This is a genomic window from Kosakonia sp. 1610, from assembly GCF_050435845.1.
In the GTDB taxonomy this organism is placed as follows: domain Bacteria; phylum Pseudomonadota; class Gammaproteobacteria; order Enterobacterales; family Enterobacteriaceae; genus Kosakonia; species Kosakonia cowanii.
The window spans coordinates 73,931-90,601 of the sequence record NZ_JBNDKZ010000002.1; the positions used below are offsets into that span (position 1 = coordinate 73,931).

Annotated in this window: 14 protein-coding genes, 2 tRNA genes and 4 other RNA genes; 8 read left to right on the forward strand and 12 right to left on the reverse strand. The window is 56.1% G+C overall.

The annotated features are described in order from the left end of the window. Window positions 1-230 precede the first annotated feature (230 nt). The gene (gene mdoC / locus ABIC80_RS08375; RefSeq protein WP_094420255.1) at window positions 231-1,379 is read left to right on the forward strand and encodes a glucans biosynthesis protein MdoC; all 1,149 of its coding nucleotides are present in this window, start codon (window positions 231-233) and stop codon (window positions 1,377-1,379) included. A gap of 20 nt (window positions 1,380-1,399) precedes the next feature. Here mdoC and ABIC80_RS08380 read toward each other — a convergent pair whose 3' ends face one another. From ABIC80_RS08380 to ghrA, 6 genes are all read right to left on the reverse strand, one after another. Next, window positions 1,400-2,893 carry a phospholipase D family protein gene (locus ABIC80_RS08380; protein ID WP_370569044.1) on the reverse strand — a complete coding sequence of 498 codons (1,494 nt, stop codon included), beginning with the start codon at window positions 2,891-2,893 and terminating at the stop codon, window positions 1,400-1,402. Beyond that, on the reverse strand, window positions 2,826-3,368 hold the full coding sequence (ymdB, locus tag ABIC80_RS08385) for an O-acetyl-ADP-ribose deacetylase (protein WP_023481602.1): 543 nt from the start codon (window positions 3,366-3,368) through the stop codon (window positions 2,826-2,828). The genes ABIC80_RS08380 and ymdB overlap by 68 nt, the downstream gene beginning before the upstream one ends. A gap of 127 nt (window positions 3,369-3,495) precedes the next feature. Beyond that, window positions 3,496-3,990 (reverse strand): DUF1097 domain-containing protein, encoded by a 495-nt coding sequence (locus tag ABIC80_RS08390; protein WP_429176591.1) that lies wholly within the window; start codon window positions 3,988-3,990, stop codon window positions 3,496-3,498. 84 nt (window positions 3,991-4,074) lie between these two features. Then, window positions 4,075-4,635 carry a TorD/DmsD family molecular chaperone gene (locus ABIC80_RS08395; RefSeq protein WP_200135523.1) on the reverse strand — a complete coding sequence of 187 codons (561 nt, stop codon included), beginning with the start codon at window positions 4,633-4,635 and terminating at the stop codon, window positions 4,075-4,077. A 19-nt stretch (window positions 4,636-4,654) separates the two neighbouring features. Continuing rightward, on the reverse strand, window positions 4,655-5,392 hold the full coding sequence (locus tag ABIC80_RS08400) for a phosphatase (protein WP_429176592.1): 738 nt from the start codon (window positions 5,390-5,392) through the stop codon (window positions 4,655-4,657). Between the two features lie 82 nt (window positions 5,393-5,474). Continuing rightward, window positions 5,475-6,413 (reverse strand): glyoxylate/hydroxypyruvate reductase GhrA, encoded by a 939-nt coding sequence (gene ghrA / locus ABIC80_RS08405; protein ID WP_429176593.1) that lies wholly within the window; start codon window positions 6,411-6,413, stop codon window positions 5,475-5,477. Between the two features lie 237 nt (window positions 6,414-6,650). Here ghrA and ABIC80_RS08410 point away from each other — a divergent pair. From ABIC80_RS08410 to ABIC80_RS08435, 6 genes are all read left to right on the forward strand, one after another. Then, a tRNA-Ser gene (locus tag ABIC80_RS08410) sits at window positions 6,651-6,738 on the forward strand. Between the two features lie 45 nt (window positions 6,739-6,783). After that, a non-coding RNA gene (locus tag ABIC80_RS08415) (RtT sRNA) lies at window positions 6,784-6,921 on the forward strand. A gap of 530 nt (window positions 6,922-7,451) precedes the next feature. Continuing rightward, a tRNA-Ser gene (locus tag ABIC80_RS08420) sits at window positions 7,452-7,539 on the forward strand. Window positions 7,540-7,585: 46 nt separating this feature from the next. Further along, window positions 7,586-7,722: non-coding RNA, RtT sRNA (locus tag ABIC80_RS08425), on the forward strand. Window positions 7,723-7,768: 46 nt separating this feature from the next. Continuing rightward, window positions 7,769-7,905, forward strand: a non-coding RNA gene (locus ABIC80_RS08430) — RtT sRNA. 46 nt (window positions 7,906-7,951) lie between these two features. Continuing rightward, window positions 7,952-8,088: non-coding RNA, RtT sRNA (locus tag ABIC80_RS08435), on the forward strand. Between the two features lie 397 nt (window positions 8,089-8,485). Here ABIC80_RS08435 and phoH read toward each other — a convergent pair. From phoH to efeU, 4 genes are all read right to left on the reverse strand, one after another. After that, a complete protein-coding gene (phoH, locus tag ABIC80_RS08440) occupies window positions 8,486-9,274 on the reverse strand; it encodes a phosphate starvation-inducible protein PhoH (protein WP_023481530.1) in 789 nt (262 codons plus the stop codon). Between the two features lie 534 nt (window positions 9,275-9,808). Continuing rightward, window positions 9,809-11,092 carry an iron uptake transporter deferrochelatase/peroxidase subunit gene (gene efeB / locus ABIC80_RS08445; RefSeq protein WP_429176595.1) on the reverse strand — a complete coding sequence of 428 codons (1,284 nt, stop codon included), beginning with the start codon at window positions 11,090-11,092 and terminating at the stop codon, window positions 9,809-9,811. Between the two features lie 2 nt (window positions 11,093-11,094). Next, a complete protein-coding gene (gene efeO, locus ABIC80_RS08450; protein ID WP_094420262.1) occupies window positions 11,095-12,222 on the reverse strand; it encodes an iron uptake system protein EfeO in 1,128 nt (375 codons plus the stop codon). 49 nt (window positions 12,223-12,271) lie between these two features. Continuing rightward, window positions 12,272-13,105 carry an iron uptake transporter permease EfeU gene (gene efeU, locus ABIC80_RS08455; RefSeq protein ID WP_429176597.1) on the reverse strand — a complete coding sequence of 278 codons (834 nt, stop codon included), beginning with the start codon at window positions 13,103-13,105 and terminating at the stop codon, window positions 12,272-12,274. 281 nt (window positions 13,106-13,386) lie between these two features. On the opposite strand from efeU, the gene ABIC80_RS08460 reads away from it, so the two are divergent. Beyond that, a complete protein-coding gene (locus tag ABIC80_RS08460; RefSeq protein ID WP_042713519.1) occupies window positions 13,387-14,571 on the forward strand; it encodes a NupC/NupG family nucleoside CNT transporter in 1,185 nt (394 codons plus the stop codon). Between the two features lie 39 nt (window positions 14,572-14,610). On the opposite strand, the gene ABIC80_RS08465 is transcribed toward ABIC80_RS08460, so the two are convergent. Continuing rightward, window positions 14,611-15,039, reverse strand: a complete 429-nt coding sequence (locus ABIC80_RS08465) for a DUF3574 domain-containing protein (protein WP_042713518.1) — start codon at window positions 15,037-15,039, stop codon at window positions 14,611-14,613. A 99-nt stretch (window positions 15,040-15,138) separates the two neighbouring features. Next, window positions 15,139-16,647 carry a sodium/proline symporter PutP gene (putP, locus tag ABIC80_RS08470; RefSeq protein ID WP_429176599.1) on the reverse strand — a complete coding sequence of 503 codons (1,509 nt, stop codon included), beginning with the start codon at window positions 16,645-16,647 and terminating at the stop codon, window positions 15,139-15,141. Window positions 16,648-16,671 lie beyond the last annotated feature (24 nt).

The following is a 16,671-nucleotide window of genomic DNA, read 5'->3' on the forward strand; positions in this document are numbered from 1 at the left end:
GCTTAAATCGATCCGATCCATTTTAATGGAAACTCTGGCAATCCGACAACCGAATCCCTGCTTTGTTCTCAGGTACCGTTCATTGATTAAACAAATGCATCCGGCCCCCCATTTCCTTTTGCAGTCTTATCCTGGAGACAGGTTATCTGACATAGTGTAGGGTTGGTTTGGAATGTAATCATTATTTGTCTTATGGATAAGACGAAAAGTCTGAGAATGCACGGAGATATATGTCTAAATCCCCCGCACAACGTGAATATTTCCTTGATTCCATCCGCGCGTGGTTAATGCTGCTTGGGATCCCGTTCCACATTTCCCTCATTTACTCGAGCCATATGTGGCATGTCAACAGCACCTACCCGTCGTGGTGGCTGACGCTGTTTAACGACTTCATTCACGCCTTTCGCATGCAGGTCTTTTTCGTCATTTCGGGTTACTTCTCCTATATGCTCTACCTGCGCTACCCGCTTAAACGCTGGTGGAAAGTGCGCGTCGAGCGCGTAGGTATTCCCATGTTGACGGCTATTCCACTGCTGACGTTGCCGCAATTTATTATGTTGCAACATGTAAAGGAGAACACCGCTAACTGGCACACCCTGTCGACTTATGACAAATTCAATACGCTGTCATGGGAATTGATCTCCCATTTATGGTTCCTACTGGTGCTCGTTATATTAACGACGATCAGCTTGTGGTTATTCCGCGCCATCAGAAACAACGCCGATCGCCTGCTTAACGACATTTCTCTCGGCAAGCTTTCTGTCTGGTTTCTGCTATTGGGTATCGCCTGGGCGGCATTTCGTCGCGGCGTTTTCCTCTTCTATCCGGAAATATTGCGCGACGCGCTGTTTAATTTCACCGTGATGCAGACGCTGTTTTATATCCCCTTCTTCCTGCTTGGCGCCCTGACCTTTATCAGCCCGCGTTTGAAAAGCCTGTTTGTTACGCCATCGCCCTGGTGCATGGTGGGGTCGGCGCTGGCGTTTGTCGCCTACCTGCTCAATCAGCGCTACGGCAGCGGTGAGGGGTGGATGTATGAAACAGAAGCGGTGATTACCATGCTGATGGGCTTCTGGATGGTGAATGTGGTCTTCTCGCTTGGCCACCGGCTGCTCAATTTCCAGTCTGCCCGCGTCAGCTACTTTGTTAACGCCTCGCTCTTTATCTACCTGGTGCATCACCCGCTGACGCTGCTGTTCGGCGCATGGATTACGCCGCATATTCAGTCGAACGTGGTGGGCTTTTTCACCGGGCTGGTATTTGTGATCGGCATTGCCATCGTGCTGTATGAGATCCACCTGCGCATTCCGCTGCTGCGCTTCCTCTTCTCCGGCAAGCCGCAGGAGAAGACCGCGAAATCACCGGTGCAGGCCGGGTAAACCACACGGCTGCTCTGACCTCAGAGCAGCCACTCCACCGGCAGCCAGTAGACCATGCGCACCAGAATGCGCTGCCACAAACGGGTTTGCGGCTCCTTTTTCAGCACAATCTCCTCGCCATCCTGCTGTTCAATCCAGTTGATACGACCAAAGCGGTCAAGGCGTAGTTGCCAGGTGATATCTTTCTGGCTACGCAGAAAACGGTGATGGATCTGCTTTGCCAGCGTTTCACTATCAATGACAAAGCCCATCTCGGTATTCAGCACCGCGGATCGCGGGTCGAAGTTAAACGAGCCGATAAAGACCTTTTCACCGTCGATACTGAAGGTTTTAGCATGCAGGCTAGAGCCGGAGTTACCGGTTAAACCACGGTCATGCACCGGGTGAATGGGGGCTTCCCCGCGCGTTGGTTTCAGTTCATAAAGCTCAATCCCGTGGCGCAGCAGCTTTTTGCGCCAGCGCGCATAGCCTGCATGCACCACCGTGACATCGTTGGCGGCAAGGGAGTTGGTCAGAATGGCAATCTTCACCCCTTTACGCGCCAGCTGTAGCAGCAGCGCAACGCCCGCGCGCCCCGGCACAAAATAGGCCGAGATGATGTCAATCTGCCGGTCCGGTTTACCCATCACATTGAGCAGTCGCTGCGGCAATAACGTGTGCTCGCGCGCTTTGCCCTCCCCTTTACGCGGGTCATCGCTCAGCAGACGCGTTTTTGCCCACATCAGCGGCAGCGTGCCGTTTTCAAGGTGCGCGGCGAAGTGCGTAGAAGCGAGCCTTTCCTGGTAGCGCACGGCGGTGATATCTTCCCGCCAGCTCTCCGGCAGGCGAATGCGCTCGGCAATCTCCTCCGGCGACAGCGAGAGTACGCTGCGCAGTGACGAGACCGAGGCCGAGTTCCAGTAGCGCAAGAAATCCCGCTCCACCTCTTTCACCACCGGGCCGATCGCCATCACATCGAGATCGGTAAACAGCGGCTCTTCGCCAATGCCAAAATAGGCATCGCCAATATTGCGCCCACCGACCAGCGTCACTACGCCATCAACGGTGAAACTTTTATTGTGCATCCGCCGGTTAAGGCGCGCGAAATCCGTTAAATAGCCGAGCGCGCGCAGGGAGCGAAAGGAGAAGGGATTAAACAGCCGCACCTCGATATTGGGATGATTATCAAGCTGGCGCAGCACGCCATCCATACCCAGCGTGTTGTTATCATCCAGCAGCAGACGCACCTTCACGCCGCGATCGGCGGCGGCAAGCAGCGCCAGCATCAACAATCGGCCGGAGGTGTCATCTTCCCAGATGTAGTACTGCACATCGAGCGTGCGCTCCGCCAACTCCGCTAACCGGTAGCGGGCGACAAAGGCGTCCATACTGTCATCGAGAATATGCAGGCCGCAAAGACCGGGGTGCGCCTCACAAACGGGTGCAACGGCGCGCCCAAGCCGGGAATCAGCGTGCAGGGTCGGCACCGTGTTGGGTGAGTAGGCGTTGATAGAGTCGCAGAGTTTCATCGTCATAGCAGACAAAGTATATCTGCCGTAACAGAGAATAGCGGGTTAGATAATCCGAAACGGTGTTGATGGCGATCTCCGCCGCGGCCGCTTTCGGGTAACCGTACACGCCGGTGCTGATAGCAGGAAAAGCAATAGAGGCGTAGCCGTTGGCATCTGCCAGTTTCAGGCTGTTGCGATAGGCATCTTCAAGCAGATGGGCTTCGTTATCATTTCCGCCGCGCCAGACCGGCCCGACCGCGTGGATCACCGCTTTGGCGTTAAGATTGCCGGCGGCGGTGATCACCGCATGGCCCGGCGGGCACTCGCCCTGCTGCTGGCGAACCTGTTTGCACGCCTCAAGCAGCGCCGGACCGGCTGCGCGATGAATCGCGCCATCAACCCCGCCGCCGCCGAGTAAAGACGCGTTGGCGGCGTTGACAATAACATCCACCTCAAGGGTTGTAATATCCCCCTGAATAACCTGCATACGTGATTCCATTATGGCTCCCTTGTCGGTGCAAAACCAAGATCATGCACTAAGTGTATACTGGCGCAACGGAAATGGTGGCGTCGCAAGCGAGCCGGCAGGAAATATTGTCGGGAAGAGAGGGAAAGCGAACGGCTAATTACGCTTTTTTCGCTGCCGCCGCGCGGGATGAACGACTCCGGGAAGCGAGCCACAGACCGCTGTTTTTCATGGCATAGCCAAACAGCAATCCTACCGCCAGCGAAGGAACTACTACTCTCCAGTCGCCCTGCCCGGCAAAGGTGGCGCAGGCGCCAATAAAGGTGCCGGGAACAAAAGAGAGCAGCAGGTTTTTGGCCTGCAGACACATCAGAAAAGCGACGATACCGGTCATCAGATAGCCCACAATCTCAAGATGGGGAGCCAGTGCGCTACCGTACATAATCACCAGCGCCCAGATGACGCCACTCATTACCGTGCAGGCAGAGATCGCCAGCCCCTTCAACCGATCCTGCGGGCAGGCGAAATAGGCCGTACAGCCGAGGAAACCGGCCCAGCTTAAAAGTCCGGAAGCGACGGCAACCCAGCCCCAGAGGCCGGAGAGAATACCTGTCGTCAATGCGAGTGCGAAGAGTCTGTTCATGGCGCGCATCATAGCAGATGCGCACCGTTTCAAAGTGACATTGACCACATAAATTTAAACAACAAATTCATCGTTGCAAATTATTTGTGATCGATATCACTCTTCGTTCTCTGACTCTTCCTGAAGCTCTTCCCACATAGCGGCAATCGCATCGCGAGAGAGTTCGGCCAGCGTGCGCCAGAACGGCGTCGTAGCATGGGCTTCCACTTTGCCAAAGAAGGTGCCGCACCACGGCAGCAGGTACTCCGCAAAGAGGGTTTCCAGCGCTTCGCTCTCATCTTCCGCAGAGTGATCTTCGAGCCAGGAGGCTGCCAGCAGCAGCGTACCAATATGATCGGCCGGCGCGGCGCTCAGCGGCATGCCGCGGCTGGATAAAAACTCGCGCACTTCCGCTTCGCTCGCCCCTTCAACCCATGCACTGCGCAGCGGCGAAACGCGACACTCATCGCCGACAAACAGCGCGTTGTAATCGGCAGCCAGCGTCTGGGCATCGCAGCTTTTTTGCAGACGCTCCAGCAGCGCATCCTGCTCAAGCGGCCAGCTCTCTGCCAGCTTTCCTTCGCGGATCATCGTGTAGAGCGGCACCAGCAGCGGATCCTGCGGCTGGCGGTAAAAGAGCGAGCCCAACACGCGGCAGAGAATAGAAAATTCGTTCATTCAGTTGTTCCAGTCAGTATTAAAGTTCAGCAAATTCATCAATCGGTGCCATACCGCGTGACTCAAGGAAACTGAGCATGCGGCGCGGTGATACGTTGAGGATGCGATCCTCCGGGAAGCCGACCTCATCCAGTACTTTGCGGCACTCCGCAAAGTGGCCCAGCGTAAAGGCGGTATGCGAGTCGGAACCGAGCGCCACCCAGCCGCCCGCGTCACGCACGGCAGCGGCAATGGCGCGGCAGTTCGCTTCACTGCCCTTGCGCGAATGGATAAAAGAGGAGTTGTTAATCTCCAGCGCCACATCATACTTCGCGGCCGCGGCGGCCACCGCCGGAATATCAATCTCAAACTTGGGGTTACCAGGGTGGCTAATGATATGCACATTACCGCTGGCAATGGTGGCGATCATCGCCTCGGTATGGCTGGCTTTATCCTGCGGCGGGAACACCGGCTCATGAAAACCGGCCACGATCAGATCGAGCGCATCAACCATCGGCCCGGTGCAGTCGATCTCGCCCGCGCGGTTTTTAATATTGGCTTCGATACCGCGCAGAATGCCGACGCCGTCGACCAGCCGCGGCCAGATACGCATATTGATAAAGTGCCAGTGGTGAGGGGCATCGGCCATGTCAGGGCCATGATCGGTAATGGCGAAGAGCTTAATGCCTTTGCGTTTCGCTTCGGCAATATAGTCATGCAGCGTGCTGTAAGCGTGGGTGCTGGCGACGGTGTGCATATGCAGGTCAACGGGGTACATGGCTCACTCCTGTAGTCAATTGCGCAAGAATAGCAGCTATTGTTATGCAGTTTAATGAAATCCCGGCACGACCGGGCCTATCTCAATATCCCCGCGCCCGGTCAACGCGACCGCTCACCGCCTCGCCGCGCTCAAGCTGGCGAATAGTGTGGCAGATATAGTCAATCGCTTCATCGGGACGGGTCACAGCGGCAATATGCGGCGTAATGGCGACGCGCGGGTGCGCCCACAGCGGGTTATCCGCAGGCAGCGGCTCTTCACGAAATACATCCAGCATCGCGCCCTTCACCTTGCCGCTCTCAAGCGCCTGCAATAGATCCGCTTCCACAAGATGCACGCCGCGCGCGAGGTTAAGCAGATAACTCCCCTCTTCCAGCTGCGCGAGCAAGGAGTGATTGATGATGCTTGCGGTCTCCGGCGTGTTGGGTAGCAGGTTGATCAACACGCGTGTGCCATGCAGAAAATCCCCAAGCTCTTGTCCACCGGCAAAACTGGTGACGCCCGGCAGATCTTTTCGGCTGCGGCTCCAGCAACGGAGCGGGAATCCCCATTTCAGGAGCGCTTTGGCGACTTTTGCGCCCAGCACCCCGGCGCCAAGAATGCCGACGGCAAAATCCTTATGCGCATACTCCTCAAGCGGTTGCCACTTCGCCTCGCCTTTTAGCGCCTGGTAATCATCGAAACGGCGGAACCAGTGCAGCACCTGGCTTACTGCGTACTCCTGCATCTGTTGCGCCATGCCGGTGTCTTCAAGGCGAAACAGCGGCACCGAGGCGTCGAGCATCTGCGGATGTGCCTTAAGTTGTCCGAGGATCGCATCGACGCCTGCGCCGAGGGCAAATACCGCCTTCAGCTTCCGTCCTGCAAGCATCTCCACGGGCGGATGCCAGACCAGCGCGTAATCAGCGGGGCCATTATCGCCCGGCGTCCAGACACGAATGTTGGCATCCGGCAGTGCTTCTCGCAGGGCATTCACCCAAAAGGCGTTATCAAATGAGGGGTGATAAAAGAGGATCTCCATCGGCGCTCCGGTCTTGTTGTGGGTGAGGCATTTTTATGCGGCTGATAAGCATAACAAATATCCTCTCCAGCGCGTGTGTTAAGTGCCAGGGCGAGAAAAAAAGCGTTTTCAGAACGTTTTAGAAGCAGGTTGTTTGAAGTTTGTCTAAACGCACTACTTTATTGCAAAAGAAGATTGACGCGGTTACGGGTTTTCCCTACATTAGCGCCCGTCCCGACGACATCGGGGCAACAATGTGGTGAGGTGTCCGAGTGGCTGAAGGAGCACGCCTGGAAAGTGTGTATACGGCAACGTATCGGGGGTTCGAATCCCCCCCTCACCGCCATTATTTAAGATGAGAGCCTGTACGAAAGTACGGGCTTTTTTCTTTTATATTCCCCGAACAGGGGGGATGAGAATCCCCGACCGGGGTTCGACAACGGGCGACAGCACGTTGGACAGACCATGAACGCAGTGAGTGGGCTGCCCGAAGGGCGAGCGAAGCGAGTCAATCCCCCCCTCACCGCCATTATTTAAGATGAGAGCCTGTACGAAAGTACGGGCTTTTTTCTTTTATATTCCCCGAACAGGGGGGATGAGAACCCCCGACCGGGGTTCGACAACGGGCGACAGCACGTTGGACAGACCACGAACGCAGTGAGTGGGCTGCCCGAAGGGCGAGCGAAGCGAGTCAATCCCCCCCGGTGCACGCATCGGCAGCGGAGCCGGTGCCTGATGGCGGCTTCGCCTTATCAGGCCTACGCGTCCGGGCCAACATTGTGCCATGTCCAAATGCCTGATGGCGGCTTCGCCTTATCAGCCCTACGTGATTGTGCCTTCTCAACTATCAAACCTGCTCTGCTCCGTAGGCCGGATAAGCGTGAGCGCCATCCGGCATTTTTATCCCTGCAAATCCCGGCATTTCCGCCACCAATCCACGCCGTTGCTCACACCTTAAGCGAACAATCATCACGGCTGAAAATCTGCTTGACCGCTTCAGCGCAACTCCCTATAGTAGCGCCCCGTTGCCCTCCTGTATGGCGGGTGACAATACAATGTGGTGAGGTGTCCGAGTGGCTGAAGGAGCACGCCTGGAAAGTGTGTATACGGCAACGTATCGGGGGTTCGAATCCCCCCCTCACCGCCATTATTTGAAGAAGAGCTCGCATGAAAATGCGGGCTTTTTTTTCGCATGTACCTCCGCACAAGGGGGGATGAGAACCCCCGACCGGGGTTCGACAACGGGTGAAGCCCGTTGGACAGACCACGAGCACAGCGAGTGGGCTGCCCGAAGGGCGAGCAAAGCGAGTCAATCCCCCCCTCACCGCCATTATTTGAAGAAGAGCTCGCATGAAAATGCGGGCTTTTTTTTCGCATGTACCTCCGCGCGAGGGGGGATGAGAATCCCCGACCGGGGTTCGACAACGGGCGACAGCCCGTTGGACAGATGACGAGCCTGCGAGTGGGCTGCCCGAAGGGCGAGCAAAGCGAGTCAATCCCCCCCTCACTGCCATTATTTGAAGAAGAGCTCGCATGAAAATGTGGGCTTTTTTTTCGCATGTACCTCCGCACGAGGGGGGATGAGAATCCCCGACCGGGGTTCGACAACGGGTGAAACCCGTTGGACAGACCACGAGCACAGCGAGTGGGCTGCCCGAAGGGCGAGCGAAGCGAGTCAATCCCCCCCTCACCGCCATTATTTGAAGAAGAGCTCGCATGAAAATGCGGGCTTTTTTTTCGCATGTACCTCCGCGCGAGGGGGATGAGAACCCCCGACCGGGGTTCGACAACGGGTGAAACCCGTTGGACAGACCACGAGCACAGCGAGTGGGCTGCCCGCAGGGCGAGCGAAGCGAGTCAATCCCCCCGGTGCACGCGTCGGCAGCGGAGCCAGTGCCTGATGGCGGCTACGCCTTATCAGGCCTACGCGTCTCGGCCAACATCGTGCCATGTCCAATTGCCTGATGGCGGCTTCGCCTTATCAGGCCTACACACTGCGCCTTATCAGCCGTACGTAATTACGCCTTCCCTGCCCCACAAAAAATAAAACCCGGTTTCCCGGGTTTTAACGCTAACTGTATCTTGCGCGCCGCTTAATCGTAGGCTTTCAACGTGCGCTGGCAGAGGGCGGAGCGTACGCAGTCGTCTTTATTAAAGCGCACCACACCAATCATCTCGTCCTCTTCAAAACGTGCCAGCGCATCGCTCAGCCCCGATTTAACACCGGAGGGCAGATCGCACTGGGTGATATCGCCGTTGACAATCACGGTCACGTTTTCCCCGAGGCGCGTCAAAAACATCTTCATTTGCGCAGCGGTGACGTTCTGGGCCTCGTCAAGAATGACCACCGCATTTTCAAACGTACGTCCGCGCATATAGGCGAACGGCGCGATCTCTACCTTGCCAATTTCCGGGCGCAGGCAGTATTGCATAAAGGACGCACCAAGACGTTTCAACAGCACGTCGTAGACGGGCCGGAAATAGGGTGCGAACTTCTCCGAGATATCGCCGGGTAAGAAGCCGAGATCTTCATCAGCTTGCAGGACCGGCCGGGTCACGATAATCCGCTCCACATCCTTATGGATCAGAGCCTCTGCAGCTTTCGCCGCGCTAATCCACGTTTTCCCACAACCCGCTTCGCCAGTGGCGAAAATCAACTGCTTAGTCTCAATCGCATGTAAATAATGCGCCTGAGCCTCATTGCGGGCAGCAATCGGAGAGTTATCACGGCAATCCCGCGCCATGCCAATTGCTTCTACACCACTCATCTGCACAAGCGAGGTGACCGACTCTTCTTCACGCTGTTTATGGCTACGTGAATCACGTCTCAGCACGCGTTTCGCTTCACGACGAGCTTTGATCACTGCTTTCTGTCTTCCCATGGATAGCACCTTGAGTTGTTGGTTTACATCACACGCATCGAAATCGACGCGATTATGCGCACGAACGTCTGAGGGTTGGCTTCCTTGTAAGCCATGGCTTGCCTTTGAAAATGATGTGGCGCAACGAACAGCAAAACCGTCTGCCACATCGTCAGAAGGAGTTAAAAAACAGGAGGAGGAGAAATCAGGGGTGAAAAAGTCGTTGCCGGAGGTGTGCTCCCCGGGCCGGGTTTTGCGAGGTCGTTTTGTCTGTCCACTACAGCACTTTACCATCCGCGATCTCCAGAAGACTTCATCACCGCAGGGATAACCGAATGAACTGCTCATCTAAAGCGTAGCATCAATGCAACAATGTTTTTACCAAACATTAACAGCCACACACCCTGCGTCGTTTCACAGAGTCTCTTCGATGAATATTACAGAAATATAACAGATACTTTCTAATACATTAAAATTATGCGTGGATGGCAGAAAAAGTATGTCAAATTGCTACAGATAACAGAATATCCTGCCCGGACGGGCAGGATAGGATCTTCACGCTTCGAGAAGAGACTGGGCAAGATAGCCCTGGGTTGACTTCACGCCGGGTAACGCGAAGAAGAAACCGCCGCCAATCGGCCGGATATACTCCTCCAGCGCTTCGCCATTAAGCCTTTTTTGCACGGTCAGGAAGCCTTTCTCCAGATCGTGCTGGTAACAGACAAACAGCAGGCCCATATCGAGCTGGCCAGCGTTGGTGACGCCGAGGGAGTAGCTGTAGCCCCGGCGCATCATCAGGTTCGCCTGCGTCTCTTTCGTCCGCGGGTTCGCCAGGCGGATATGGCTGTCGAGGGCGATAACCTTGCCCTCGGGATCGCTGGCGTAATCGGGCACATCGTGCTCATGCTGCATGCCGAGCGGCGCGCCGCTCTGTTTATCGCGCCCGAAAATGGTCTGCTGCTCTTTCAGCGGCGTGCGATCCCAGAACTCAACGTGGAACTGGATAATGCGCACCGCCTGATAGCTGCCGCCTACTGCCCATGCGGGCTCACCCTGATCGCCGGTTACCCAGACAATCTCATCCATCAGCGGCGCATTGCTGCTGTCGGGGTTCGCGGTACCATCTTTAAAGCCGAGCAGGTTTACCGGCGTCTCTTTCCCGCGGCTGCGCGCGGCATGGTCGGAGATAAACCCTTCCCGCTTCCAGCGCACGCTGAGCAGATCCGGCGTGTGCTTGATCACATCGCGCAAGGCGTGGATCACCGTGTCCTGCGTATTCGCGCAGATTTGCAGTAGCAGATCGCCATGACAAAGCGCGGCATCGAGCGAGTCGTTAGGGAAACGCATCATCTTCTGCAGCTTCTTCGGTTTCTGCGCCGAGAGACCGAAGCGTTCATCAAACAGCGCAGACCCGACAGAGACCGTCATCGTCAGGTTATCCGGCGCGATAAACGGCCCGAGAATACCGGAATCCATCGGCGGCAGACGCGGGTTTGGTGTGTGTGGCGCCGGGCCGCCCGCCGTCAGGAAGGCAATACGATCGGTGAGCAGGCGAAACAGGCGGATAAGATCGGCTTTATCCGCCGCCAGCACATCAAACGCCACCAGCATCATCGAGGCCTGCTGCGGCGTTAAGATGCCTGCCTGGTGATCGCCATAAAACGGCTGCTTTTCCATACGTGAATCGGGCGACAATGTTCCCGGCGCACTTTGCGGTTTTGCCGCATGGGCGACCGGACAACCGCCGGCGAGAGCAAGCGCGCCACCCAGCGCGCCCATCCCTTTTAACAACCGACGCCGCGAAGGTTCGCTGACGTCGTTTTCATCATGCTGCTTCATTATTAATCCAGTCCAAGTACGCCGCGCAGCTGCGCCAGATCTTCCGCCAGGGTAGTGATTGGCCCCTTCAGCGCATTACGATCGGCATCGGTCAGCTTGTCATAGGTCTCAAAGCCCGTTTTGGTGCGGTACTTCGCTAAAATGGTATTCACTTTCTTGAAGTTGGCATCCACTTTTGCAAGCAGTGCGCTGTTCTCTTTTTGCAGCTGCGGACGCAGCAGGTCGACAATCTTCTGCGCGCCTTCGATATTGGCCTGGAAATCCCACAGGTCGGTATGGCTGTAACGATCCTCTTCGCCACTGATTTTGCTCGCTGCCACCTCTTCAATCAGCCCGGCTGCGCCGCCCACCACTTTTGACGGCGGGAAAGCCAGTTCGTTGATGCGGGTTTGCAGTTCAAGCACATCGTGATTGAGCTTATCGGCATAGCTCGCCATGCCTTTGACGCTGTTGTCGCCAAACAGGGCCTTCTCAAGGCGGTGGAAACCGGTGAATTTCGGATCGGCGGCCTTCTGCTCGTAATCATCTTCACGGGCGTCAATGCTGCCATCAAGATCGGAGAAGAGCTCAGCAATTGGCTCAATGCGCTCGTAGTGCTGGCGCGTCGGCGCATAGAGCGCTTTCGCTTTTTCGATATCGCCCGCTTTCACCGCATCGGTAAAGGCTTTGGTGCCGGAGACCAGCTGCGCGGTTTCGCCAACGACATAGGCTTTATAGGCGGTGATCGCTTCGCCAAGGCTCAGCAGTGCATCGCCTTTCGCCGCGTCAGCCGTCGCTTCACCTTTGACCACTAATTTCCCTTTCGGGTTGGTTAACAGGCCGCAGGTCATCTCATATTCGCCCGGCTGGAGGTTGGCGGTAAGCTTCTGGCTGAAGCCCGGCGCGATGTTTTCGCGCTCTTCAACTACCATCACGCCTTTAAGGATCTCCCACTCCAGCGCTTTCTGGCTGTGGTTGAGGATTACAAACTGCGTTTTGCCGGCGTTGACCGTCAGGTTCATCGGTTCGCACTGCTTATCCGTCACCGTCACTTTAACCTGCGGCACATCCGCTGCCTGTGCCCCGAACGCGCACGCCATCAGCGCGGCGACCCCGAGTTGTACTGCGCTACGTCGAAAAAGAATTGCCATGACCCTTCCCTTTAATAAGTGTGTTGTAACTAAGAATTGTTATAGAGCCTTACGGCGCAGCGCGGGAGGGCTGCGCACCGGCGCGCGGCGGCATGACAAACAGCACCAGCGCCGGGATTAAATAGAGGAAATAGACTGCCACTTCGCTGACGCTTGGCGTCTCCTGGTAACCAAAAATGCCCTCCAGCAGCGTGCCGGTCAGCGAATGGGTGGTCAGCACGTTACTTAAATCAAAGGCCACATCCTGGAAATGGTTCCACAAGCCCGCTTCGTGGAAAGCGCGGATCGCGCCCGCGGCAAGCCCGGCGGCAACGAAAAGAATAAACAGGCTGGTCCATTTGAAAAACGCGCCGAGATTGAGGCGCACGCCGCCCCAGTAGAGCAGAAAACCGAGCACCACGGCGGTGGCAAGGCCAAGCACGGCACCGAGCGGCGGCCAGATGCCGACATCTTGTTGAAACGCCGCCAGCAGGAAGAAGACCGACTCCAGCCCTTCACGCGCGACGGCGAAGAAGACCATCAGGATCAGCGCCCAGCCGTGGTTATTGCTGCGCGTCAGCGCGGTATCGACGGCCTGTTCCAGCTGCACTTTGACGTTGCGCGACACGCGGCGCATCCAGAACACCATCCAGGTGAGGATCACCACCGCAATCGCCGCGACAATTCCCTCAAACAGCTCCTGCTCTCTTTGCGGGAACTCGCCGGTGGTTTCATTAATGGCGATGCCAAGGCCCAGACAGAGCGCGGCGGCGAGAAACACGCCGATCCACATCACGCTGATCCAGCGTCCGCGTTGGGTGCGTTTCAGATAACTGGCAATCAGGCTTACAATCAGCGCCGCTTCCAGGCCTTCACGCAACATAATAAGGAATGGGACAAACATAGAACCGCCTTTGTGTTATGCACCGTCAATGGTTGCAAAGAAAGGTAAATTGCATTGATAGTGATTATCATTACGCCAAGAAGAAACTCAAGCGAAAAATATGTTGAGAATGATAACCGGATGTAACCAGCTAGCAGGCTAACGACTCTCCCCATAACCTTATGCAGAAGCCGTTGAAAAGCAGAAAAAAGTTAGCTAACGAAGCATTATCTTTCTGTTTACCGTCCCTCACGCCTGTGGCTAAATAAACGCCCGTTTCGTTTACCTGGCTACACCCAACTATGCTCAATTTTTTACATTTTCTGCTGGCGCTGGTGGTGATCCTCGCGCTGGCCTGGCTGGTCAGTTTTGACCGCAAGCGCATTCCGTTTCGTTTCATCCTGCAACTGATTGTGATCGAACTGGCGCTGGCCTGGTTCTTTTTACATGCCCAGAGTGGGTTAACGCTGATTAAATATGTCTCCGGCTTCTTTGAAGTGCTGCTGAAATTCGCCGCCGAAGGGACCGGATTTGTCTTTGGCGGAATGAGCGAAAAAGGGCTGGCGTTTATCTTCCTCGGCGTCCTCTGCCCTATCGTCTTTATCTCGGCGCTGATTGGCATTTTGCAGCACTGGCGTATTCTGCCGATCTTTATTCGCCTGATTGGGACACTGCTCTCGAAGCTTAACGGCATGGGTAAGCTGGAGTCCTTCAACGCCGTCAGTTCGCTGATCCTCGGCCAGTCGGAGAACTTTATTGCTTATAAAGGCATTCTGGCGGATCTCTCTTCGCGCCGGATGTTCACCATGGCGGCGACGGCAATGTCGACGGTATCGCTGTCGATTGTCGGTGCCTATATGACGATGCTCGATGCGAAATATGTGGTCGCGGCGCTGCTGCTCAATATGTTCAGCACCTTTATCATTTTGTCGGTGATCAACCCGTCGCGCGGGCAGGAGGAAGCGGAGATCAAGCTGGAGAAGCTGCATGAATCGCAAAGCTTCTTCGAGATGCTCGGTGAATACATCCTTGCCGGTTTTAAAGTGGCGATGATTATTCTGGCGATGCTGATTGGCTTTATTGCGCTGATCAGTGCCGTTAACGCCCTCTTCTCAGCGCTGTTTGGCATCAGCTTCCAGCAGTTGCTCGGCTATGTCTTCTATCCGCTGGCGTGGCTGATCGGCATCCCGCTAAGTGATGCGCTCCCGGCTGGCAGTATTATGGCAACCAAGCTGGTGGCGAATGAGTTTGTGGCGATGATTGAACTGCAAAAGGTTGCGGCGCAGATGAGCCCGCGCGGGCTGGGCATTCTTTCGGTCTTCCTGGTCTCTTTCGCCAACTTTGCCTCCATCGGCATCGTCGCGGGTGCCATCAAGGGGCTGAATGAGCAGCAGGGTAATGCGGTTTCGCGTTTCGGCCTGCGTCTGGTGTATGGCGCGACGCTGGTGAGCCTGCTCTCCGCGGCGTTTGCCGGGGTAGTGCTCTAAGGTGTGATGTCCCTCTCCCGTTGCGGGAGAGGGAGTGTGTCAGAACTGTACGCAGACCGGTTGATCGACGCGCATCACCGACTCCTGGGCGAAACGTGATTTATAGACTCCGCGCAGCTCATCAATCTTTTTATCGCTTTGCGCATCCACAGCGTGGATCAGCATCAGCGCTTTACTCGGCTCCCGCGCCACTTTGCCATTGTTGCCAAGCCACTGGCCGCGCGCATCAAACACCGTTAACCCCTCACGAAAACGCGGCGTCACGTCGCCATCGACAAACTGCTGCCACTCCTCGGCGGTAATCGCTTTACCTGCCGGGCGATTAAGGCCGAAATAGAGCGTCGTTTGCTGCATGCGATCCGCCGGTGCGCACTGTTGCGCCATCGGTTGCGGCTTTTGCGCCGGTGCATTACAGCCCGCCAGCAGACCTGCCACCATCAATGCCATAGCCACTTTTATTGTTTTCATTCCCCTGCCCTCACGGTTAGTTGTCGGGAGATATCAACGTAATCTTCATGATTTAGCAACAAAAAAACCCGCCGCAGCGGGTTTTATTAATAGCAATATTTACTTCGCCTGCGCGCGAACCGGCGGCGCAGAGTGGTAGTGGGCATCCGCCTCGGCGAAGCGCTGCTGCATGGCGGCAGACGGCGCTTTACCGATCAGGCTGAAGACCACAATGCCGAGGCTGCCGAAGATGAAGCCAGGGATGATTTCATACAGGCCCAGCCAGCCGAAGTGTTTCCAGACGATAACGGTGACCGCGCCGATAATCATCCCCGCCAGCGCGCCGTTACGCGTCATGCGTGACCACATCACCGAGAGCAGCACCACCGGGCCAAACGCCGCACCGAACCCGGCCCACGCATAGCTTACCAGGCCAAGCACGCGGTTTTCCGGGTTTGCCGCCAGCGCAATCGCCACCAGCGCGACCACCAGCACCATCGCACGGCCAACCCACACCAGCTCTTTCTGGCTGGCGTCTTTACGCAGGAATGCTTTGTAGAAATCTTCCGTAATCGCGCTGGAGCAGACCAGCAGCTGGCAGCTCAGGGTCGACATCACCGCCGCGAGGATTGCAGAGAGCAGGATCCCGGCAATCCATGGGTTAAACAGCAGCTGCGCCAGTTCGATAAAGACGCGCTCGGCGTTCTGGTTTACCGCGCCCGCCAGCGACGGATTGGTATCAAAGTAGGCGATGCCGAAGAAACCGACCGCTACCGCGCCCGCAAGGCAGAGGATCATCCAGGTCATGCTGATGCGACGTGCATGCACAATGGTGTGGTGGCAATCGGCCGCCATAAAGCGCGCCAGAATATGCGGCTGACCGAAGTAGCCCAGCCCCCAGCCCATCAGCGAGACGATGGCGACAAAGTTGAGGCCTTTGAGCATATCGACGTTTTCAATGCTCTTCTGCTTGATCACTTCCAGCGAATCGCCAAAACCACCGACGGAGATAATCACAATCACCGGAGTAAGGATCAGGGCGAAGATCATCAGGCTGGCCTGCACGGTGTCGGTCCAGCTAATCGCAAGGAAACCGCCGATAAAGGTATAAATAATCGTTGCCGCCGCACCGGCCCACAGCGCCGTTTCGTAGCTCATGCCGAAGGTGCTTTCGAACAGACGCGCACCCGCCACAATGCCGGAAGCACAGTAGATGGTGAAGAAGACCAGAATTACCACCGCCGAGATAATGCGTAGCAGACGGCTGTTATCTTCGAACCGCCCGGTGAAGTAATCCGGCAGCGTCAGGGCGTTATTGTTCGCTTCGGTGTGAACGCGCAGACGCCCCGCCACCAGCTTCCAGTTGACCCAGGCACCGACGGTCAGGCCAATCGCAATCCAGCTTTCAGAGATACCGGAGATAAAGATTGCTCCCGGCAGCCCCATCAGCAGCCAGCCGCTCATATCAGAGGCACCGGCCGATAACGCCGTCACTAATGGCCCAAGGCTTCGACCGCCGAGAATATAGTCATCAAAGTTTTTTGTTGATCGCCAGGCAATAAAACCGATCAGGATCATGCCAAAGATATAAATAAGAAAGGTCACCATCATCGGTGTGCTTATTGCCATCAAAATAGTCTCCAGGATCTTCGT

Coding starts and splice junctions, on each gene's coding strand:
- ABIC80_RS08380 (WP_370569044.1), bottom strand. CDS start 2,893: ATGACGATGAAACTCTGCGACTCTATCAACGCCTACTCACCCAACACG.
- phoH (WP_023481530.1), bottom strand. CDS start 9,274: ATGGGAAGACAGAAAGCAGTGATCAAAGCTCGTCGTGAAGCGAAACGC.
- mdoC (WP_094420255.1), top strand. CDS start 231: ATGTCTAAATCCCCCGCACAACGTGAATATTTCCTTGATTCCATCCGC.
- efeB (WP_429176595.1), bottom strand. CDS start 11,092: ATGAAGCAGCATGATGAAAACGACGTCAGCGAACCTTCGCGGCGTCGG.
- ABIC80_RS08395 (WP_200135523.1), bottom strand. CDS start 4,635: ATGAACGAATTTTCTATTCTCTGCCGCGTGTTGGGCTCGCTCTTTTAC.
- ABIC80_RS08390 (WP_429176591.1), bottom strand. CDS start 3,990: ATGATGCGCGCCATGAACAGACTCTTCGCACTCGCATTGACGACAGGT.
- efeU (WP_429176597.1), bottom strand. CDS start 13,105: ATGTTTGTCCCATTCCTTATTATGTTGCGTGAAGGCCTGGAAGCGGCG.
- ABIC80_RS08465 (WP_042713518.1), bottom strand. CDS start 15,039: ATGAAAACAATAAAAGTGGCTATGGCATTGATGGTGGCAGGTCTGCTG.
- ABIC80_RS08460 (WP_042713519.1), top strand. CDS start 13,387: ATGCTCAATTTTTTACATTTTCTGCTGGCGCTGGTGGTGATCCTCGCG.
- ABIC80_RS08400 (WP_429176592.1), bottom strand. CDS start 5,392: ATGTACCCCGTTGACCTGCATATGCACACCGTCGCCAGCACCCACGCT.
- ymdB (WP_023481602.1), bottom strand. CDS start 3,368: ATGGAATCACGTATGCAGGTTATTCAGGGGGATATTACAACCCTTGAG.
- efeO (WP_094420262.1), bottom strand. CDS start 12,222: ATGGCAATTCTTTTTCGACGTAGCGCAGTACAACTCGGGGTCGCCGCG.
- ghrA (WP_429176593.1), bottom strand. CDS start 6,413: ATGGAGATCCTCTTTTATCACCCCTCATTTGATAACGCCTTTTGGGTG.
- putP (WP_429176599.1), bottom strand. CDS start 16,647: ATGGCAATAAGCACACCGATGATGGTGACCTTTCTTATTTATATCTTT.